18 protein-coding genes are annotated in these 20573 nt (G+C 70.9%); 11 read left to right on the forward strand and 7 right to left on the reverse strand.

The window, feature by feature from the left end; all coding sequences use genetic code 11:
* Positions 1–138: 138 nt before the first annotated feature.
* Positions 139–1284 carry an alpha/beta fold hydrolase gene (locus AWQ68_RS25215; RefSeq protein WP_245656077.1) on the reverse strand — a complete coding sequence of 382 codons (1146 nt, stop codon included), beginning with the start codon at positions 1282–1284 and terminating at the stop codon, positions 139–141.
* Positions 1285–1773: 489 nt separating this feature from the next.
* On the reverse strand, positions 1774–2385 hold the full coding sequence (locus AWQ68_RS25220) for a TetR/AcrR family transcriptional regulator (protein ID WP_066944370.1): 612 nt from the start codon (positions 2383–2385) through the stop codon (positions 1774–1776).
* Between AWQ68_RS25220 and AWQ68_RS25225 the strand changes: the two genes are divergently transcribed.
* On the forward strand, positions 2384–3964 hold the full coding sequence (locus tag AWQ68_RS25225; protein ID WP_245656078.1) for an MFS transporter: 1581 nt from the start codon (positions 2384–2386) through the stop codon (positions 3962–3964). The genes AWQ68_RS25220 and AWQ68_RS25225 overlap by 2 nt on opposite strands.
* A 415-nt stretch (positions 3965–4379) precedes the next feature.
* Here AWQ68_RS25225 and AWQ68_RS25230 read toward each other — a convergent pair whose 3' ends face one another.
* Complete coding sequence (locus tag AWQ68_RS25230) at positions 4380–5603, reverse strand: trans-sulfuration enzyme family protein (protein WP_066944374.1); 1224 nt, start codon at positions 5601–5603, stop codon at positions 4380–4382.
* A gap of 99 nt (positions 5604–5702) precedes the next feature.
* On the opposite strand from AWQ68_RS25230, the gene AWQ68_RS25235 reads away from it, so the two are divergent.
* Positions 5703–6227, forward strand: coding sequence for an Lrp/AsnC family transcriptional regulator (locus AWQ68_RS25235; protein ID WP_066944376.1), 525 nt, complete (start codon positions 5703–5705; stop codon positions 6225–6227).
* Positions 6228–6258: 31 nt separating this feature from the next.
* Here the strand turns inward: AWQ68_RS25235 and AWQ68_RS25240 are convergent, their stop codons facing one another.
* Positions 6259–7398, reverse strand: coding sequence for a winged helix DNA-binding domain-containing protein (locus AWQ68_RS25240; RefSeq protein WP_066944378.1), 1140 nt, complete (start codon positions 7396–7398; stop codon positions 6259–6261).
* Between the two features lie 89 nt (positions 7399–7487).
* The gene (locus AWQ68_RS25245) at positions 7488–8051 is read right to left on the reverse strand and encodes an EF-hand domain-containing protein (protein WP_084464396.1); all 564 of its coding nucleotides are present in this window, start codon (positions 8049–8051) and stop codon (positions 7488–7490) included.
* A 73-nt stretch (positions 8052–8124) separates the two neighbouring features.
* On the opposite strand from AWQ68_RS25245, the gene AWQ68_RS25250 reads away from it, so the two are divergent.
* Genes AWQ68_RS25250 through AWQ68_RS25260 form a run of 3 tightly spaced genes read left to right on the forward strand, consistent with a single transcriptional unit; the run spans position 8125 to position 11168 of the window.
* Complete coding sequence (locus AWQ68_RS25250) at positions 8125–9186, forward strand: SDR family oxidoreductase (RefSeq protein ID WP_169808983.1); 1062 nt, start codon at positions 8125–8127, stop codon at positions 9184–9186.
* On the forward strand, positions 9183–10841 hold the full coding sequence (locus AWQ68_RS25255) for a fatty acyl-AMP ligase (protein ID WP_066944382.1): 1659 nt from the start codon (positions 9183–9185) through the stop codon (positions 10839–10841). The genes AWQ68_RS25250 and AWQ68_RS25255 overlap by 4 nt, the downstream gene beginning before the upstream one ends.
* Before the next feature lie 30 nt (positions 10842–10871).
* On the forward strand, positions 10872–11168 hold the full coding sequence (locus AWQ68_RS25260; protein ID WP_157545695.1) for an acyl carrier protein: 297 nt from the start codon (positions 10872–10874) through the stop codon (positions 11166–11168).
* Positions 11169–11447: 279 nt separating this feature from the next.
* Here the strand turns inward: AWQ68_RS25260 and AWQ68_RS25265 are convergent, their stop codons facing one another.
* Together AWQ68_RS25265 and AWQ68_RS44335 are read right to left on the reverse strand one after the other, a co-directional pair.
* Positions 11448–12071 (reverse strand): TetR/AcrR family transcriptional regulator, encoded by a 624-nt coding sequence (locus tag AWQ68_RS25265; RefSeq protein WP_245656079.1) that lies wholly within the window; start codon positions 12069–12071, stop codon positions 11448–11450.
* Positions 12072–12304: 233 nt separating this feature from the next.
* Positions 12305–12748 carry a J domain-containing protein gene (locus AWQ68_RS44335; protein ID WP_066944388.1) on the reverse strand — a complete coding sequence of 148 codons (444 nt, stop codon included), beginning with the start codon at positions 12746–12748 and terminating at the stop codon, positions 12305–12307.
* A gap of 237 nt (positions 12749–12985) precedes the next feature.
* Here AWQ68_RS44335 and AWQ68_RS25275 point away from each other — a divergent pair, with 237 nt between their 5' ends.
* The 6 genes from AWQ68_RS25275 (at position 12986) to AWQ68_RS25300 (ending at position 20534) form a co-directional block, all read left to right on the forward strand.
* On the forward strand, positions 12986–13420 hold the full coding sequence (locus tag AWQ68_RS25275) for a CBS domain-containing protein (protein WP_066944390.1): 435 nt from the start codon (positions 12986–12988) through the stop codon (positions 13418–13420).
* Between the two features lie 110 nt (positions 13421–13530).
* Positions 13531–15429, forward strand: a complete 1899-nt coding sequence (locus tag AWQ68_RS44340; RefSeq protein WP_066944392.1) for a S9 family peptidase — start codon at positions 13531–13533, stop codon at positions 15427–15429.
* Entirely contained in the window at positions 15378–16703 is a 1326-nt protein-coding gene (locus tag AWQ68_RS44345) for a serine hydrolase (RefSeq protein WP_245656080.1), read from the forward strand. Before AWQ68_RS44340 ends, AWQ68_RS44345 begins: the two co-directional genes overlap by 52 nt.
* A 9-nt stretch (positions 16704–16712) precedes the next feature.
* The gene (locus tag AWQ68_RS25290) at positions 16713–18053 is read left to right on the forward strand and encodes a serine hydrolase domain-containing protein (protein ID WP_066944396.1); all 1341 of its coding nucleotides are present in this window, start codon (positions 16713–16715) and stop codon (positions 18051–18053) included.
* On the forward strand, positions 18046–18918 hold the full coding sequence (locus AWQ68_RS25295; RefSeq protein WP_066944397.1) for a serine hydrolase: 873 nt from the start codon (positions 18046–18048) through the stop codon (positions 18916–18918). The genes AWQ68_RS25290 and AWQ68_RS25295 overlap by 8 nt, the downstream gene beginning before the upstream one ends.
* A 29-nt stretch (positions 18919–18947) precedes the next feature.
* The gene (locus tag AWQ68_RS25300) at positions 18948–20534 is read left to right on the forward strand and encodes a PucR family transcriptional regulator (RefSeq protein WP_066944399.1); all 1587 of its coding nucleotides are present in this window, start codon (positions 18948–18950) and stop codon (positions 20532–20534) included.
* Positions 20535–20573: the final 39 nt, after the last annotated feature.

A 20573-nucleotide genomic window follows, 5' to 3' on the forward strand; every position in this document is an offset into this window, starting at 1 on the left:
GAAGCCCCTGGTGGGCGCGGGAACGAGAGCACCGTATCGGCCGGGTACGACAAGACGAGCCGTCACCCGGCAGCGCGGGCGAGCCCACTCACCCGTCGGTCACTTCACCGCCGCGCCCCTCGCGAGCCCGCCCGTTCCTCAGTCCGGACACCGGCGGGCCGCCGCGTCGGCCAGAAGGGATTCAGCGCAGACCAGCGGAAGTCCGTCGGCGGCGTCAGCGATCTCCTTGATGCCCTCCGCGCCGAACGGGGCGCCCTCCAGAAGGAGGTCGCGCGCGTGCACACCGATCAGGCCGGAGGGACGGGTGGCATCGAGGATGACGCGCGCGACCAGCGCGGGCGCGTCGTTCATGGGCACGTGCCCGCATCCGGGCAGCCACACCATGTGCGCCCCCGGGATCGTCGCCGCCGCCCGTGCCGCCTGCCGGGCGAAGAGGACGCGGTCCGCGCTGCCCCACGCGATCGTCACCGGTACGCCGGGGATGTCGCCGACGAAGAGGTCCGGAGCCCGCCCCGCGCGCAAGGTGGCGTTGAACGCCACGGACTGGCGCAGGATGGCCAGCGACGTCACGACCTCGCCCGGCGGGCAGCGATCCGGCCGCCCATAGAGGGTGCCGGTCAGGGCCGCCCGGCCGATGGGGGTCGCCGCGAGGCGGGACACCATCCAGGACGGCAGCCGGGCGATGTTGCGGGCCGCGCTCAGGACGGCGAACGCGTACCGCCGCTCGGCCTCGGTCCAGAACCCGGCGGGCGCGAGCGCGGTGACGGACCGGACGAGACCGGCCTGGGCCAGCCGCAGCGCGATCAACCCTCCGAGCGAGTGGCCCGCCACGTGCGGCAGGTCGAGCCCGAGCGCGGTGAACATGGCGCCCAGCTCGGTCACCATGGTCGGCAGATCGCGGGACAGGCCGCGCGGGAGGTCGGGGGAGTCGCCGAAACCCGGAAGGTCCACCGTGATCACCGTGTGCTCCGCCATGAGCAACGGCACGATCGGGTCCCACGCCTGACGGTGCGATCCGATGCCGTGCAGGAGGACCACCGGCTCGCCTGATCCGTGCCGCTCGTAGGCGAGGGTGATCGGCGGCAGGCCCTCGGGGCGCGCTTCCACGAAGCACGTGGCCGTGGCCGAGGCAGGACCGCAGAGCCCGTCGCCGCACGGTGTGAGCAGCCCGGACGGCGCTGCCGTGAGGTCACCCGCCCATCCGCGGATCTTGGCAGCCGCCGACGCCCCCGCTCGCCATGTCTCGCCTTCGAGGCGGGCCACCAGGGCGAGGGAGGATGTCACTGCCTTCAGCGGTCGGATGCTCCACATGATGGGCGGCGGTCAGCCTGGCTCCCTTCGTTCGGTCGCGTTGCCCCGACAAAGGCCTTCATATGGGAATAACAACTTTCTTGAGTCCAGGCATAGCAGGAAATCTCAGCCTTTACGTGGCCCAGACATGTCCTCGCCCGCACGCGGATGGAGCACTTTCCGGCGGAGTGTCAGGGGTCCGCGCTCCAGGTCGTACAACCATCCAGCCGGCCGCGCTCTTCCCGGGAGCGACCCTCTCGGGCCGAGAACGGCCCGCCGCGCCAGCCCCCGGTCCAGCGGCACGTCCTTGCGCGGCCACCGGGTGCGGATCGCCGCGAGGACCTTGCCGACGCGGCTGCCGCGGCGGGGCGGGGTCTTGGGCACCTTGACGGTGTCGATGCGGTCGATCGGGTTGGCCGCCAGCAGGTCGTGGCGGACCGCCCAGCGGCACAGAGAGTTGGCGCCGCTCGCTCCCCGCCCCGTTCACACCCCACTGGCCCAGCCGGTTTGGTCCGGCTCGTCTACCCGGAGGTGGAGTCCGTCGAGCATGACGGCCAGAAGTTGGTCACGGTGTGCGGGGGTCCGCTCTGCCGCCCAAGCGACCGAAGCGATCAGGGAGAAGAGGGCGGAAGCGTCGAGGTCGGGCCGGATCGTTCCTGCGCGCTGGGCTCTGGCCAGTAGTTGCGCCCCGGCGGTCTTGACGGCTTGGCAGGTGGCGTGGAGTTCGGATGCGGGGTCGCCGAGGCTGTCGACGAGGGCGTCGACCAGGCCGCGATAAGCCATGGCGTGCTCGACCGCGGCTGTGAGCCAGGTGGTCAGGGCCTGGTGCGGAGACGGGGAGGCGAGCAGCTCGTCTGAGCGTGTGTGCAGGCCGCGCAGGCTCTCGCCCAGCAATGCCTCCAGCAGTGCCTGGCGGGTCGGGAAGTGCCGGTAGAGGGTCACGTTGCCGACGCCTGCGGTGCGCGCGATGTCGTTCAAGGAGGCGCCCACGCCGTGCTCGGCGAAAGCCGTCCGGGCGGCCGTCAGCAGACGCTCGTAGTTGCGTCGTGCGTCTTTGCGCCCTGCGGGCCGGGTCTGCGTTGATCGATCCGCCATGGGACTCTCCACACGTTTGCCAAAACGAGGAACCTCCTCATATTTTAGCTCACCGGAAACCGAGGAGCTTCCTCGTTTTGTCGCGTACCTCCTGAGGAGTGCCATGACCGAACAGCGCACGCACATGGCGACAGCGGGATCCGGGCCCGGTCCCGCCGGCGCCTCCCGCCCCCAGCGCCACCCCGGCCTGGTGCTCGCCATCGTGCTGATCTGTCAGACGATGTTCATCCTGGACACCAACGTGGTGAACATCGCCCTCCCCGACATCCAGCACGACCTCGGCTTCTCTGCGGCCGGCCTGTCCTGGGTGCTCAATGCCTACATGCTGGCCTTCGGCGGTCTGCTGCTGCTCGGCGGTCGCGCGGGCGACATCATCGGCCAACGGCGGGCACTCATCGGCGGGGTCGTCATCTTCACCGTCGCTTCACTGGCCGGAGGGCTGGCCACCTCGGCCGAGATGCTGCTGGCGGCCCGTGCAGGTCAGGGGATCGGCGCCGCCATTGCCGCACCGACCGTGCTCGCCTTCATCACCGTAGGCTTCCCGGACCCCGCACGCAGGGCGCGGGCGCTGGGGGCCTACGCGGCAGTCTCCGGCTCCGGCGCCGCGATCGGCCTCATCGCCGGCGGCATGCTCACCGACTGGATCTCCTGGCGGTGGGTGCTGTTCATCAACGTGCCGATCGGCATCGTCCTGCTGATCCTGGCCCCGCTGTTCATGACTGAGACCGATCGCCACCCGGGCCGCTTCGATCTGGCGGGTTCGCTGACCTCGACGCTCGGCATGACCGCGCTCGTCTACGGCTTCATCCGCGCCGCCGAGAAGGACTTCGGCGACGGGGTCACCCTCGGCGCGCTCAGCGCGGCCGCCGTCCTGCTCGCACTGTTCGTGGCCGTCGAGTCCCGTGCCCGGCAACCGATCGTCCCTCTGCGGCTGTTCGCTGACCGCAACCGCGCCGGCGGCTACGTCGTGCTGCTGTTCGTCCTGGCCGCGGGCAACGGCATGTTCTTCTTCCTCACCCAGTTCCTGCAGCGGGTCCGCGGCTACAGCCCTCTGCAGGCGGGATTCGCCTTCGTGCCGCTGGCCCTCGTGATCCTGGTCTCTTCCGGCGTGGCGGCCCGGCTGCTGCCACGCCTGGGCGCCAAGACGCTGATCGCCGTCGGCGCGGCGGCGATCACCGTGGCTCTTCTGTGGATGACGCGGCTGACGCCCCAGGCCGACTACGCCACGGCGCTGCTCGGCCCCATGATGATCGCCGGCCTCGGCATGGGCATCGTGCTGGTAGGAGCCACCACCGTGTTGTCCTCCGGGATCCGAGCCGAGGATGCCGGCGCCGCCTCTGGCCTGCTCAATGTCATGCAGCAGATCGGCGGTGCGCTGGGACTGGCCATCCTCGTCACGGTGTTCGGCGCCGCCACCCGCGCTTCACGCGGGCCGGCCCACCAGGTCCTCACCGAGGGAGTCACCGCGGCCTTCACCCTCGCAGCGGCGTTCACCGCCTGCACCATCCTTCTGGCCCTGACCATGAAGAACCGGCAGGCTCCCGCCGAATCCCCAGCGGCGGAGGAGCTCACCCGATGAAGTAGGCGCACATCGGCGAGGATGGCCGACGTAAAGCGGGGGGCCGATCCCATCCGTATCCCTGCGATTCAAGGTGTCAGCCCCAGCTCGCGCAGTGATGAGATGCGGGAACGACCCAGGTCGGATCGCCCGGGGGGATCGCACCCCCGGGCGATCCGCGCCACCACTGGCTTTTCGCTTTCCATGCTGGCTCACACCCCATCCTCGTCCACCGGCGTGGCAGCGTCAGGCACCGTAGAGGCACCGACGGGCGGCATACGCGCGTACGGCACGGAGGAAGTCCACCTCGCGGAACAACCGGCGGGTCCGGCCGGGTCCTCCCGATCCGGCTTTCCCTGGGATGGGAGCGACGGCTTGGGCCGCTCCCATCCGTGTCGGTCACGTCTCTTCGGCCGTCCAGGCCGACCGGAGGGAATCAGGTCTGGAGATCCGGGATCCGGGACCTGATCGCCGAACGGTGCACATGAGTGTGGCCGTTCCCGGAAAGTGCGCGATCCAGGTCGTCGATGAGGTCCGTGGGGTTCTCCAGGCCGATGGACAGGCGGACCAGGGCCGGTGTGGGGCGGGCGTCGGGGGTGACCGGGCGGTGGGTGAGCGCCGCCGGGTGCTGGATCAGAGAGTCGACGCCGCCCAGCGACACCGCGTGCGTGAACACCCGGACGCCTGAGGTGAGGCGGGCGGCCTGGTCGTAGCCGCCGCGCAGCTCGATCGACAGCATCGCGCCGGTGCCGTTCATCTGCCGCCCGATCAGCGGATGGTCGTCGGCGGGGTAGTGGAGGCGAGCCACGTCCGGGTGGTCGGAGAGCCAGGCGGCGACGGCGCGCGCGTTCGCCTGCTGGGTGCGCACCCGCACCGGCAACGTCGCCAGCCCGCGATGCAGCAGGTAGGCGCCCAGCGGATGGAGCAGCGCACCGGTGATCGCGCGTACCCGGCGCAGCGCCGCGGCGCGCTCCTGGTCGCAGGCGATCACACCCGCCACCACGTCGCCGTGCCCGCCCAGGTACTTGGTCGCGCTGTGCAGCGCCATCGCGGCGCCGAACTCGAGCGGGTTCTGCAGCACGGGCGTCGCGAACGTGTTGTCCACCAGCACCGGCACCCCGTCCGCCGCCGTCACCACGGAACGTATGTCGACCAGGTCGAGCGTGGGGTTGGCGGGAGTCTCCAGCACGACCAGTGCGGTGTCCGGGCGCATCGCCGCGGCCACCGCCGTGCTCGTGCCCTCGCAGAACGTCGTCTCGACGTCCAGCAGGCCGGATGCCAGCAGGTGGTCGGTGCCGCCGTACAGCGGGCGGACGGCCACGACATGGCGTCGCCCGGTCTCCCGCGTCGCGGACAGCACCGCCGCCGTCAGCGCCGCCATGCCGGAAGAGAAGGCGACCGCCGCCTCCGCGTGCTCCAACCTCGCCAATCCCGCCTCGAATCGCGCCACCGTCGGGTTCCACAGCCGTGCGTAGACCGCCGTTCCCTCCGGAAAACCGCCGGAGGCCAACGTCTCGTAGGCGTGTCCTCCGGTCTCGATATCCGGCAACGGGTTGGTCGAGGAGAGATCGATCGGAGGCGCATGCACCCCGAGGTCCGCCAGATCCTCACGCCCAGCGTGTACGGCAACGGTGTCGGGATGAAGAGAACGCGATGTCATGGCCCGACTGTCGGCGAATCGCCAATCACGTTCAAGATATGTTGCGGAAGACGGTCCGTTTCCGGATAGTCGGTGCGGATTCCGTAAACAGGAGGGTCGATGTCGCGACGTGCACCGCAGGATCCACAGCTCGACGGCACCGACCTGAAGATCCTGGCGGCCCTGTCCCGGGACGGCCGCCTGACCAACGCCGCACTCGCGGCTCAGGTGGGTGTCGCCGAGTCGACGTGCGCCTATCGCGTGCGCGCGCTGCGCGCTTCCGGTGTGATCACCGCTATCCACGCGCACATCGACACCGCCGCGCTGGGCCGCCCGCTGCACGCGATCATCCGGGTCCGGCTGGGCGGCCACAACCGCGACCCGGTCCACACCCTGTTCGATCGGCTGGTCGAAACGCCCGGCGTCCTGACGGTCTTCCACGTCAGCGGCGACGACGACTTCCTCGTGCATGCCGCCGTCGCCACCCCGCAGGACCTCCGCGACCTGATCCTCGAACGAATCACCGTGCATCCCGGCGTACGGCAGACACAGACCCAGCTCGTCTTCGAGGCCCGCACCGGTGTCGGCGTCCTGCCGCCCTCCCCGGCCCTCGAAGCAAGGAAGACGACCAGGCCCACCCGGTAGCGAGCGGCCGGGGCGGAGCCTGGCGGTGTGGTCAGCCCTTGACGATCGTGCTCTCGACGCCGGGAAACCCCTTGTCCCACCAGTGTCCGTAGCGCCGGTAGACGGCTGGATCGCGGTCGGCGAGCAGCGCTGACAGCTTCTCCGCCTCCTCGGTCAGACCTTGCCACGCGGCCTTGCCGAGCTTGCGGAAGGCGGTCAGTTCCAGCCCGCCGCCGGCCGCGCGCCACACTCCGGCGACCTGCCCGTCGACGAGCAGGCAGGGCAGCACGTCGCCGTTGCGCCGGACGACCACCGGCCGGTAGTCCTCGGGCACGACCCGACCGGGGCCGGCGTGGGCCAGCAGTGTGCTGTCCCACATCGGCAGCAGCCTCGGCGGCGCCGGGGTGTCCTCGGCGGGCACGATGGCGTCCGGCAGGTCGAACAGGGTGGCGCGGCCCGGGCCTGTCACCCGCACCACCTGGTCGCCGAGCTCGTGCAGCGCCTGTGCGATCACGGCGCTCCGCAGCAGGGTGAACCGGGCGAAGTCCTGGGCCGACGCGGGCCCGAACGCCCGCAGGTAGGCGAGCAGTAGCCGCCGCACCCCGGCACCCGCTTCCTGCGGCGCGGATCCCAGGGCCGCCGGGGAAGCACGGTAGGTGTTCGGCAGCGTGAACGACCACGGGCCGCCGGTCGGCACATGATGCATCGGCGCGTACGTTCGCAGCGCCCACCACACACGGTGCGCGTGCTCGCCGAACCGCCCCATGACCTCGTCCTTCACCTCGGCGCCGGTGCGGGGTCGCGCCAGGAAGCCGGCAAGCTCCGGGAGCAGCGCGTCGGCGTCGGCGTGGGTCAGCTCTGTCGAGGTGAAGCGGCGGTCGTACAGCCGCGCCGCCCGCAGGCTGCTCAGCATGGCGGCGTGGTAGGGCGCGTAGTCCTCGGCGTGCACCGCGTGCAGCGTGATCCGCATGAGGGTCGCCTTCACGATCCGGCGGTCCGCGAACGCCGCGTCGAGATCCTCGGGCGCGAAGTCCTGCACGCGGTTCCACAGCGCCAGGTACGGCGATGCCGGTGTCTGCGCCTGCAGAGCGCAGACCCGGCGGACCGCCTCCGCCACATCAAGGCGCCGGCGTTCGAGCAGGAGCTGACGGTCCAAGGTGGCCAGGGTGAGTTGTCGCGCGGTGAGCCTCATGGCCGGATTATTCCGTCCAGGGAGAACAGCCCGCCGCCTGGTTCCTTGGCCCAGCGAATGACCCTGTCAGGATCAGGATCGGCGGCGACTCAGGTCCGCGGTGGGAGCGGGCCGAACAGCCAGTTGCCCGGGGCCTGTGCGTCAGGGCTACGGAAGAACTGCTCGTTCGCCCTGTGCAGCTCCTGCCTGCTCAGCGAGCCGTTCCCGTCCAGGTCGAGGCGCTCGAACGCGGAGAGGCTGTTCGCCTCCGACATGCGGAACGCGCTTCCGGCCATGCGGAGATACTCGGTCCGGGTGATCCGTCCGTCTCCGTCGGTGTCCATCAGATCGTAGAAGGCGTCGGCGACCGGCGCGATATGCCGGAGGTAGCCCTCCTCGGGCTGCGTGACGAACCGGTCGAACCCGGTCGTGAACTCTGTCCGATCGACACGCTCGTCTCCGTTGGTGTCCATGGGAAGCGTCACCTCGTCCCACAGTCGCGCGTACTGCGCCCGGACCCGCTGCGACTCGGTCGAGCCCGGCGCGAACCCGAACGCGTTCACCAGCCGGTCGGCCGAGGCGGTGTAGTCCATCTTGTCGATGACTCCGTCGTCGTCCACGTCCAGGAGCGCGAAGAGATGGGCCATCTTGCGTAGCTGCAGGTCGTTGAGCATGGAGCCTCCCGATTCGACTACGTTGGGTGCCGGTTACTTTACTGTCAGTTGCCGGTTGTGGGAAGGTTCCTTGGTGAATGTTCAGGTGATCGACGGGGCCAACGGATTCGTGGGCTCCCATCTGATCGGTGCCCTGCTGGCCCGGGGCGACGAAGTGATCGCCCTGGCTCGCGCCTCCGCGGAGGTGGTGCGCCGCAGGGTCGCCGACGCGCTGCTCTGCCTCGGTTTCGCGGAGTCCCTGGCGGGCCGGCTCCGGGTGCGGAGGCTGGCGTTGAACGAGCCGGACCTCGGCCTGCCGGTGGCCGAGGTCTTCGACGAGCCCTGCACCTACTGGCACACCGCCGCGCTCGTCACCTTCTTCCCCCGCCGCGAGGAGGAGCTCATGAACGTGAACGTGGCGGGTTCCGCGAACGTCCTGGCCACGTACGAGCGGTGGGCCCGTCCGGGGTCGCGCTACATCCACATCGGAACGGCCTACCAGTGCGGGCTCGACACCGAAGGTCCGGTTCCCGAGGACTGGCCCGCGCACGCGCCGCCGGACAGATTCCGGAATTTCTACGAATACTCCAAACGCGAGGCGGAGATCGCGCTGGCCCGGTCGCGGTCCGTCCAGGAGGGGGCCGTCCTGACAGCCCGGCTGGGCGTGATGGTCGGCCACTCCCACACCGGCCGCGCGCTGACCGACTACGGCCTGTACGACTTCCTCCGCGTGATGGCCTTCTTCGCCCGGCGCACGCCCGGTGAACGCGTCCGCCTGCCCTGCCACCCGGACGCCAATCTCCACCTGACGCCGATCGACACGACGGTCTCCAGACTGCTTCCGCTCGCCGCCGCGGATCTCGATCGTCCGATCGTCCACGTCGTGAACGGAGGGACCGTGCCCGTCCGCGAGCTGTTCGAGGTGATCAACGCTCGGCTGCCGATCGAGCTGGTCCCGGCCACGCCCGAGCAGATCCGGGAGGAGCCTTTCACCCGGTTCGAGGCGGTGGTCAACATGCGAGCCAAGTACACCGCGACCTACTTCCGGCATCACTACGACTTCGAGTGGCGCGACCTGGCGGCCCCGCCGGCCGTCACTCCTGAGGTCCTCGACCGGCTGGTCTCCTGGTACGTCCGGGAGGGGTTGCCGGAATGACCGACTTCGTCACGCACGTACGGAGCCGCCTCAGCGATGATCGGCAACTGATCTTCGTACAGGACAACGGGAAGGCGCCCCGGCTCACTTTCGCCGAACTGGATCGGCGGGCCCGTGCCGCCGCCGTGTGGCTCACCGAACGCGGCATGACCGACCGCCCGGCGCTGCTGCTCTATCCGGCCGGGCTCGACTTCACCGTCGCGTTCCTCGGCTGCCTCTACGCTCGGGTTCCGGCGATCCCCGCGCCTTTGCCGGACGCGGGCGCACCGCACTCGAGCCGCGTCGGGGCACTGCTGCGGGACGCGGGCGTCCACCTGGTCCTGACCGATCCCGCACACGCGGCCGAACTGTCCGACCTCTCGGCCCGTGTCATCGCCCCCTCCGCCGACCCCGACGCCTGGACCTCGCCGGTTCTGGGCCCCGACACCATCGCCTACCTGCAGTACACCTCCGGCTCGACGAGCGATCCGCGCGGAGTCGAGGTGTCACACGGCAACCTGCTGCACAACCTTGAGTTGTTTCTGTCCCTGGCAGGAGCGAAACCGCCACGGCGGCTGGCCGGATGGCTGCCCCACTACCACGACATGGGCTTGGTCGGGCTCCAGCTTCAGGCGCTCTACGCGGGTGCCGACCTGGTGTTCATGTCGCCGAACGCGTTCGTCGCGCGGCCGGTGCGCTGGCTGGAACTGATCAGCCGGTACGGCGCGGACTGGACGGTGTCCCCGGACTTCGGATACTCCTGGTGCACCCGCAGGATCACCGATGAGCAGCTCGCCGGCCTGGACCTGTCCACGCTGGACATGGCCCTCAGCGGAGCAGAGCCGATCAAGGCCGCCACGCTCGCCGACTTCGAGCGCAGATTCGCGCCTGCCGGCTTCCGCCCGACTACCTGGAACCCCGGCTACGGCCTGGCCGAGTGCACCCTGATGGTCAGCTGCGTGCCGCGAGGGCAGGGCGCGACGGTCCGCACGTTCGCCGCCTCCGCGCTGGAACGGCATCAGGCGATTCCCGACCCCGGCGGAGTTCCCCTGGTGGCGTGCGGCCCGGTTGCGGGGCTCGACCTGCGGATCGTCGACCCGGACGATTGCGCCCCGGTGCCCGATGGCAGGATCGGGGAGATCTGGGTGGCGGGCCCGAGCGTGGCCCTCGGCTACCGTGGCCGTCCCGAGGAGACCCGTGCCACCTTCCGCGCGGGTGGGGGCCGCTGGTTGCGCACCGGTGACCTGGGCTTTCTCCTGGACGGACAGCTCTACGTGACCGGGCGGATCAAGGACGTCATCATCGTCAACGGCCGCAATCTCTACCCCCAGGATCTGGAGGCGGCGGCCTCCCGGGCGAACTCCGCCGCAGGGCGGAGCGCCGCCTTCGGCATCCGGCGGCCGGACGGCAGGGAACACGTCGTCCTGATCCAGGAGGTCCGCCAGGGAGATCCCGCGGCCCTCAGCGAAACGGCCGACCGGGTCATGGACCTGGTGACGAAAGAGTTCGGCATCCCGCTGAGTCTGATGCTGGTGGCCCGTGGCGCGGTGCGGCAGACCACCAGCGGCAAGCTTCGCCGCCGGCACATGAGGGAGCTCTTCCGCGGTGGGAGGCTCACGCCACTGCACGCCGAGCTGGAACCCGCGGTGCGCGACCTGCTGCGGGTCGTCTCATGAATATGTCCGAAATCCGACCCGGGAGAGGCCGTGCCCGACCGTGACCTGCACCGATGGCTTACCGAGCGGGTGGCTCACTACCTCGAACTGCCACCGGCCGAGATCGATCCGAGGGTCAAGCTCCGCACCTACGGTTTGGAGTCGATCCACGCGCTCAGCCTGTGCGTCGATGTCGAAGAGGCCACCGGCCTGCTGGTGGAGCCGACGCTGGCCTGGGACCACCCGACGATCGACGCCATCGCCGCCCACCTCACCGAGCTCCTGTCCCAAGACCGGGCGAGCGCACCCCAGAACGGCCTTGAACCATTCTTGGAAGGGAACGGCTGATCACCAGGTGACCGAGATGGCCGCCCCGGCCCGGCGGGGTGGGCGTCGAGGAGCCGCTTCAGGTCGGTGACGTCGGCCAGGTCAAGGCGGGCCCTTCGCACGGTGGCGGGGAGACGGGCGCCGTCAGGGTTCCGCCCGGCGGCGATGACCCGGCCAGGGAACCATCCGTCCGGGGTGGTCGACACCTGCGCTCCCACCGCTCCATAGCCCCCGATCACGTTGATTTCCGACATGCCTGTCTCCGGATTTTCGCCAGAGCATCACGCTAGTAATTAGCCGTCACGCAAGTAGTGTGTCGATCAGCGTCTCGCCTGCCCAGTCGGCCCAGGCCCGGCCGTTCCAGCCCCGATGGCGGGTGAGCAGGTGGTAGGTCTCCGGCGCCAGGACGGCGAGGGCCATATCGGCGGCGCGCAAGGCATTGAGGCCGGGGCGCAGCGCGCTCTTGGCGGCCAGTGCGCCGGTGAACACGGCCAGAACGGTGTGCCGTTGTGTGATGTTGGTGGACCACAGCTCGGCGATCTGCGGGTCGGTGGCGGCGGCTGAGCGGACGACCTCCAGCAGCGGCGCCACGCGGGCATGGATGTCGGTGGTGGCTTCGGCGAGCAGGCGCAGCAGTTCCGGCGGTTGCGCGGCGAGGGACTCGGCGACCCAGGGGCGGTCGAGAGTGGCGATCGGGGCATCGTCGCCGGCGACCTCGACGTCGAGCAGTTCCTTGAGGATCGCTCGCTTGGTCTCGAACGTGAAGTACAGCGTCTGCACGGCCACGCCGGCCTGGGCCGCGATGGCCTGCATGCTCGTCGCGGCGTAGCCGCGTTCGGTGAACAGCTCGCGAGCGGCGGCGAGCATGCGGGCTCGGGTCTGGGCCGCCTTGGCGGCGCGTACGCCGGGCTTGGGTGGTGTCACCGCTGGTCTCCCCACATTGACTGAAGTGCCACTCTAGTGCAACTTCGCTGAAGTCTCGCTCTAGTGAGAGGTGCGGTGGATGGGCAACCGCCACCGTCACCGGTGGCGCGGCAGGGAGCTCAAGCAGCGGCGCGTGATCGCCACCAGCGTCGACAAGCTCGCCTGCTGCCACCTCGCCGGCGTCACCATCGGCTGTCCGATGCTCTGGCTCCGCCACGCCGGATGGTCACGCTCTAGAAGGGCCAGCCGATCAGTTCCCACAGGCGGCGGCGGAGGCGATCGTGCAGGTCGTCCGCGTTCACGTCCCACCAGTCCTCCGCGTCCGGCCCCAACAGGAGGTCCGCGAGACCGAAGGGGAACAGGGGCGGCGGGAACCCGGGGGCCGCCTGGCGGGTGCGGGTGACGCGGACCGTGATCCGGTGGGCCCCGCCGGCCGCGCGGTTGCCGCGCTCGGCGTCGTAGGCGGCGCGGCGCTTGCTGTCCCGCAGGACCGCGTACGCGGCCACCACCTCCGTGAACCGCTGTCCCGCCTCCGGGCCTTCCGTCCCCGTGTCGGGGTGCAACGTACGGACCAGGCGGCGGTAGGCGGAGGCGATCTGCTGCCGCGAGGCGTCGGGCGGGACGCCGAGGGTCGCGTAGTGATCACGCCACGGTTCTGCCCCGGCCACCGTGCTCACTTCCCTCCGTCAGAGGCCCTCTGACGTGCGAAAACCAGCATAACCGCGACGGGCATGGCAGAGAGCTCGAGTCGCTGCTCGCCGGATTCGTCCGCAGCTCTCCAGTCTTCATGCCTGGCCAGGGGCCGGGTGCCGCCGCTTGGCCTGTGGCCGTACGGGGCGCGGCGCTGGTTCGCCCCAACCTGGGTAGGGGGTCCTTAACGGCAGGATCCAATCGCATATTCGGGGGGTGCGGCGATGAGCGCACAGGAAACCGGGAAGAAGGCCCGCGACGTGATGCACGAGGGCGTCCAGTGCGTCGGCGAGCACGACAGTCTGCGTACGGCGTCGCAGATGATGCGCGACCTCGGTGTGGGCGCGCTGCCGATCTGCGGGGACGACGACCGGCTGAAGGGAATCATCACTGACCGTGACATCGTGGTCACGTGCTGCGCGGAGGGCCGGGACATCGACCAGACCACCGCCGGCGAGCTGGCCCGCGGCCTGGTGTGGGTGGACGCCGACGCCAGCGTCGAGGAGGCGCTGTACACGATGGAGGAGCACCACATCAAGAGGCTGCCCGTGATCGAGCGGCACCGCCTGCTCGGCATGATCAGTGAGGCCGATCTCGCCAAGGAGCTGTCCGACACCAAGCTCGCGGAGTTCGTCCACCGCGTCTACGCGCTCGACTGACCGCGGGCCGGCGGCGTGCCGGACGGGATTGGAAAACGGCACAACGGATCGAGTCGGATTCGTCCTGGAGGCCGATGAAGGCGAGACATGCCGCTGCCTAGGGTTCGGTCATGTCTCGCCTCTCCCTCAGCGACATCTATCGAATCGCGGTTCCGGGAGACCCCCGGTTGCGCCCCGACGGGAGCACGGTGGCCTACACGGTCACGACGGCCGACCGGGAGTCCGATGAGAACCGCTCCGAGATCTGGCTCGTCGCTGCCGGCGACGCGCCGCGGCGCCTGACGGGTGGCCCGCGCGACTCCTCCCCGCGCTGGTCGCCCGACGGGCGCTCGCTCGCCTTCCTGCGGCCCGTGGACGGGAAGCCGCAGCTCCACCTGCTCCCTATGGAGGGGGGCGAGCCCCGCGTCATCACCGCCGTGTCCCTCGGCGCGGGCCCCGCGGTCTGGTCGCCCGACGGGCGCTCCATCGCGTACAGCGCGCCGTCCGGCGAGATCGACCCGCACGCCCCGGTCGTGGCCGACAGCCTGGAGTACAAGGCCGACGGCACCGGCCTGCTGCGCGGCCTGACCATGCACGTCTTCGTGGTGGAGGTCGAGACGGGGGAGACCAGGCAGGTCACCTCGGGTGACTTCCACGCGGGCGAGCCCTCCTGGTCGCCGGACGGCGGGCGGCTCGCGTTCACCGCGAACATGGAGGCCGACCGCGACCTGGTCGTCGGTGGCGCCGTCTACGCGGTGGACGCCTTCGGCGGCGAGCCCGAGCGGCTCACCGGCGCCGACGTGATCTGTGCCGGAGCCTGGTGGCTGGGCGAGCGGCTGCTCGTCGTCGGGCACGCCGGCGATCCGGTGAGCCACGCCCGCATGTTCGAGCTCGGCCCGGACGGCCTCGTGGAGATCAAGACGGGGCTCGACCGCAACATCATGGTGGGCGCTCCCGGCTATCCGGGCGCCGTCCCCCAGCAGGCGGGCGACGATCTGATCTTCTGCGCCCGGGACGGCGGCTGTACCCACGTCTATCGCGCCCCCGGTGAAAAGATCGTCGGCGGCGACCGGGTGGTCTCGGGCGTCAGCGCGGCGGGCGGCAGGATCGCCTACGTCGCGTCGACGCCGTACAGCGCGGGTGACGTCTACCTCGCCGACCTCGACGCGCTCCCGGGCGACGGCTCGGACGACACGGCCACGACACGGCTCACCGACTACGCGCTGCACGACGTCGAACTGTTCACGCCGGAGCGCCGTACCTTCACCGCGCCCGACGGGACTCCCGTGGAGGGGTTCGTGCTGCGGGACGAGACGCTCACCGAGCCGGGGCCGCTCCTGCTGGACGCGCACGGCGGCCCGCACAACGCCTGGGCGCCGGTGTTCGACGGGATCCACCTCTACCACCAGGTGCTCGCCGCGCGCGGCTGGACCGTGCTCGCCGTCAACCCGCGCGCCAGCGACGGGTACGGCGAGGCGTTCTACACGGCCGCGGTCGGCGCCTGGGGCGTCGCCGACACCGGCGACTTCCTGAGCCCGATCGACGAGCTGGTCGAGGAGGGGATCGCCGACCCCGACCGGCTCGCGGTCACCGGCTACAGCTACGGCGGCTACATGTCCTGCTGGCTGTCCACGCAGACCGGCCGGTTCAAGGCGGCCATCCCCGGCGGGTGCGTCAGCGACCTGGTCAGCATGGCCGGCACCTCGGACGCGGGGCACTTCCTCAAGGCGTACGAGTGCCGGGACGACATCACCGCGCAGTCACCGATGACGCACGTCGCCCAGGTGACCACGCCCACGCTGCTTCTGCACGGCGAGACCGACGACCGGTGCCCGGTCGGCCAGGCCGAGCAGTGGTTCGCCGCCCTGCGCGAGCAGGGCGTGCCGGTCCGGCTGGTCCGCTATCCGGGCGGCTCCCATCTGTTCATCCTCAACGGCCGCCCGTCCCATCGGGTGGACTACAACGAAAGGATCGTCGAGTGGCTGCAGCAGTGGATCCCGGTCGGTGGCACGCCCGGCTCGCCGAGCTGATCACCCGGTTCGAGGTGCCCGGCGCGAACCTGGCCTTCCTCCACGAGGGTGAGGTGCACGAGTTCGCGGCGGGCGTGCTCAACACGGACACCGGGGTGGAGGTGACCACCGACTCCCTCTTCCAGATCGGCTCGGTCACCAAGGTGTGGACCGCCACCCAGATCATGCTGCTCGCCGAGCGGGGCGAGCTGACGCTGGACACCCCGGTCGTCGAGGTGCTGCCGGAGTTCCGGGTCGCCGATCCCGAGGTGACCAAGACCGTCACGATCCGGCACCTGCTCTCGCACACCTCCGGCATCGACGGCGACCTGTTCCTCGACACGGGCCGCGGCGACGACTGCGTGGAGAAGTACGTGCGGGCGTGCGCCGACCTCGCGCAGAACCACCCCCTCGGCGTCACCCAGTCGTACTGCAACTCCGGGTTCATCGTCGCCGGGCGGGTCGTCGAGCGGCTCACCGGGAAGGTCTGGGACGCCGCGCTGCGCGAGCAGATCATCGAGCCGCTCGGCCTGACCCACACCTGGACCCTGCCGGAGGACGTGCTGCGCTTCCGCGGCGCGATGGGCCACATGGGCGGCCGCCCCGCCCCCACCTGGGGTCTGATGCGCTCGGCCGGGCCGGCGGGGCTGATCTGCGCCCGGCCCGCGGACGTGGTCGCCTTCGCGCGGGCGCACCTCGGCACCGAGCTGCTCGCCGACCCGCGGGTGATGTGGGAGCCCCAGGTGGACATCCCCAACCCGTACACGCTCGGCAAGCAGTGGGGCGTCGGCTGGATCCTGGACGAGTGGCAGGGCCGCAAGATCGTCTCTCACGGAGGCAACACCATCGGCCAGGCGGCCATGCTCTGGATGATCCCGGAGACCGAGACGGTGGTGTGCGTGCTGGCGAACGGCGGCCACACCGCCGCCTTCCACCACGCCGTGGCCACCGAGCTGTTCGACGAGCTGCTCGGCCTGGCCGTGCCGCCCGTGCTCGGCCCTCCGGCCGAGCCGTACGAGACCGACGTCGAGCGGTACGCCGGCGTGTACGAGCGGGCCGGCGTCCGGATGACGCTCTCGGTCCGCGATGGCCGGCTCTCGCTGTACGGCGAGCCGACCGGCGCCCTGGCCGGTGTGCAGCCGCCCATGGAGTTCGACCTCGTCCCGGTGAACGACACCACCTTCGTGGGCCGTCCGGACGGCGAGCCGCAGTGGACGTCGGCGGTCTTCTACGAGCTCGCCGACGGCTCCCCGTACATCCACCTCGGCGTGCGCGCCACGCCCAAGACCGCCTGAGGAGCCGGCATGCGTGAGGATCTGCAGAAGCGTTTCGACGAGGCGGCCGCTCGGCACGGAGTGCCCGGCGCCGCGCTCGCCGTCTGGACGGGCGGCGAGCTCGTCGAGGTCGCCACCGGGGTGGTGAACCGCAACACCGGCGTGGAGGCCACGCCCGACAGCGTCTTCCAGGTCGGCTCCACCACCAAGGTCTGGACCGCCGCCCTGGTCATGCAGCTCGTGGACGAGGGGCTGGTCGAGCTGGACCGGCCGGTCCGGGACTACGTGCCCGAGTTCGCCGTCGCCGACGGCGCGGAGAAGACCATCACCGTCCGGCACCTGCTCACGCACACGGGCGGCTTCGATGGCGACCTGTTCGTGGACACCGGGCGGGGCGACGACTGCCTGGACAAGTTCGTGGACTACCTGCACGGCGCCAGTCACGTGCACGACCCCGGCGCCCTGTTCTCCTACTGCAACGCGGGCTACTGCGTCCTGGGCGCGGTGGTCGCGCGGGTGCGGGGCACCACGTGGGAGGAGGCGATGCGCGAGCGCCTGCTGAAGCCGCTCGGCGCCACGAACTGGGCGCTCCTGCCCGAGGAGGCCATCCTCTTCCGGGCGTCGGCCGGACATGTCGGTCCCGAGGGCACCGTCTACCCCTCGTGGCAGATGCCGCGCTCCAACGCCCCGGCGGGCTCCACCATGTGCCTGGCCCCGCGCGAGCTGGTCCGCTTCGGCCGGATGTTCCTGGCCGGGGGAGTGGCCGAGGACGGCACCCGCCTGCTGTCGGAGGAGTCGGTCGCCGCCATGCGGACCCCGCAGGTGGAGGTGCCGGGGGTCCCCGGGCTGCTCGCCAACCGCTGGGGGCTCGGCTTCGAGCTGTTCGACTGGGGCGGCGAGGTCTTCGGTCACGACGGCGGGACGATCGGGCAGAGCACCTTCTGGCGGGTCGTGCCCGGTGCGGACTTCGCGATCGCGATGACCGTCAACGGCCCCGGCTTCATGGGACTGCTCGCCGACGTGGCGCTGCCGCTGATCCGCGAGGCCACCGGGCTCGACGTGCCCGACTTCCCGGTTCCGGCCGAGACGCCCGAGGTCGTGGACCTCACGGCCTACACCGGCAGGTACGACGGCCCGGCGCTTTCGTACGAGGTGGCCGGGGCGGACGGCGGCCTGGACGTCACGTTGATCCCCGGCGAGTTCATGGCGAGCACGGGGGCCGCGGAGACCACCTCCCGGTTCGTCCACTACCGCGATCACTCCTTCATCGCGGTCGAGCCGGAGGAGGGCAGGCACGAGACCCTCACCTTCCTGGTCGAGGACGGCCGGGCCGCCTACGTCCACAACAGCCGGGCGCTGCGCCGTGCGTGACCTCCTGAAGGAGGTGTTCGACGACGCGGACGTGGAGGGCTTCGTCCACGTCCGCGACGTCGACGGCTCCGCCGAGATCGGGCTGAACCCCGACGAGCCGGTCGTGCTCGCCTCGGTGTTCAAGATCCCTGTAGTGCTGGAATACGCCAGGCAGGCGGCGGCGGGGACCCTGGAGCGCACCGAGCGGCTCACCGTCACCGCGGCCGACAAGGACGGAGGCATCGGCACCTCCGGGTGCGCCGACGACATCTCGCTGACCCTGCGCGACCTGGCCCACTTCATGATGACCATGAGCGACAACGCGGCCACCGACGTGCTGCTGCGCCGAGTCGGGCTGGAGAACCTGCACGCCACGCTGCGCGGGCTCGGCCTCGGGCGTACGCGCCTGGTCGGCGGCTGCGCCGAACTGCTGGGCAGCATGGTGACCGAGCTCGGTCTCTCCGCCGGGGACCTCTCCGAGGAGGATCTCGCCGGAGTGTCCGAGGAGCGGATGCGGGCGCTGTCGGTGCTCGACCCGGAGCGGACGACCTCGGGGACGCCTCGTGAGACCACGACCCTGCTGAGCAAGATCTGGCGGGACGAGGCCGGTCCGGCGGAGGCGTGCGCGGAGGTACGGAAGATCATGGGCAACCAGATCTGGCCGCACCGCCTCTCCTCCGGGTTCGGCGACGAGGTGAAGGTCTCCGGCAAGACCGGCACCCTTCCGGGCGTGCGCAATGAGGCCGGTGTCGTGGAATATCCGGACGGGCGGCGCTACGCCGCCGCGGTTTTTCTCCGGACGGACTCGCTCGGGTTGCGGCTGCCCCAGGCGGACGCGGCGATCGGCCGGGCGGCCCGCATGGCAATTGACTGCCTACGCGAATAATGTCGGTTTACGTTCACTATCGTGAGCGGATGAACGATCGGCCCCGCGCGAGCCTGCGTCGCATCCTGGAGGACCTCGGCAGCACCGTCCTTGACGTTGCCGCCGCGGAAGGAGGCCTCCTCGACGCCGAGGTCACCGGAGTCCACATCTACGATCCGCTCGACGAGCCGCTCCTGCCCGCCGGGAGCATCGTGCTCGCCGTCGGGGTCGATCGCGCCGAGCAGATATGCGCCCTGCTCGACGCGGCGGGCCCGGCGGCGGGCGTCGTCGTCAAGCAGCCGGTGGACGTGGACGGCAGCGTCCACGCGAAGGTCCGCGAGACCGGGGTGGCGGTGCTGGGGCTCACCCGGGCCGCCTCCTGGGCGCAGGTGGCCGCGCTGCTGCGCGCCCTGCTGGCCGAGGGCGACTTCGCCGAGCCGGGGGAGACCCCGATCGACGACCTGTTCTCGCTGGCCAACGCCGTGTGCGCGCTGCTCGACGCGCCGGTCACCATCGAGGACCGGTCCTCCCGGGTGCTGGCGTACTCGGGGCGGCAGGACGAGGCCGACGCGGGGCGGATCGAGACCGTGCTCGGCCGCCAGGTGCCGGAACGCTACCGGCGGATGCTGGAGGAGCGCGGGTTCTTCCGGCAGCTCTACCAGAGCCGCGAGCCGATCTACATCGAACTGAACGACGGGACCATCGGGCGGGCCGCGGTCGCCGTACGCTCCGGGGACGAGATCCTCGGCTCCATCTGGGCGGCGGTGCGCGAGCCGCTGAGCGGGCAGCGCCGGCAGGCGCTCGCCGACGCCGCCAAGATCGTCGCCCTGCAGTTGCTGCGGCAGCGGGCCGGGGCCGACACGCGGCGGCGGCTGCGCGCCGACCTGCTGTCCACGGTGCTGGCGGGCGGCGGGGACGCCGCCGAGGCCGCGGGCCGGCTCGGCGTGGCCAGCGAGCGCCTCTGTGTGCTCGCCGCCCAGCTCAGCGACGGCCCCGACGCCGACGCGGCCCGCCGGGAAAGCGACCGGCAGCGGTTCTGCGACGCGCTCGCCCTGCACGTCGGCGCCATCCACCCCAAGGCCGCCGCCGCGCTGGTCGGCTCGGTCGCCTACGCCGTGCTGCCGATGCACGGGAGCGGCGACGAGGAGGCCCGGGCGGTCCGGGTCGCGGAGAGTTTCCTCGCCCGGGTCGGCCCCCGGCACGCGGCCAACATCGGCGTGGGGCGCATGGCGCACAACCTCGCCGAGGTGTCCCGGTCGCGGGCCGACGCCGACCGGGCGCTGCGGGTGCTGCGCGCCCGGAGCACGTCCGGGGCGGTCGCCTGCTACACCGGCGTCCACTTCGAGTCGTTGCTGCTCCAGCTCTCCGACCTGGTCCACGCCGAGGAGCAGACGCCCACCGGGCCGTACGAGCGGCTCCTGGAGCACGACGCCCGGCACGGCAGCGAGCTGGTCAGCACCCTGCGGGCGTACCTGGACGCCTTCGGCGACGTGAACGCCGCGTCGGCCAAGATCCACGTGCACGCCAACACCTTCCGGTACCGGCTCAAGCGGCTGGTCCAGATCAGCGGGCTCAACCTGGCCGATCCCGAGGCCCGGCTGGCGGTGATGCTCCAGATGCGCATCTTCGGCGGTTAGCACGAGAGATCACCCGCTTTTCGTCCCGGGCAACGAAGA

It is taken from the genome of Microtetraspora fusca (assembly GCF_001570365.1).
Classification (GTDB): Bacteria; Actinomycetota; Actinomycetes; order Streptosporangiales; family Streptosporangiaceae; genus Microtetraspora; species Microtetraspora fusca.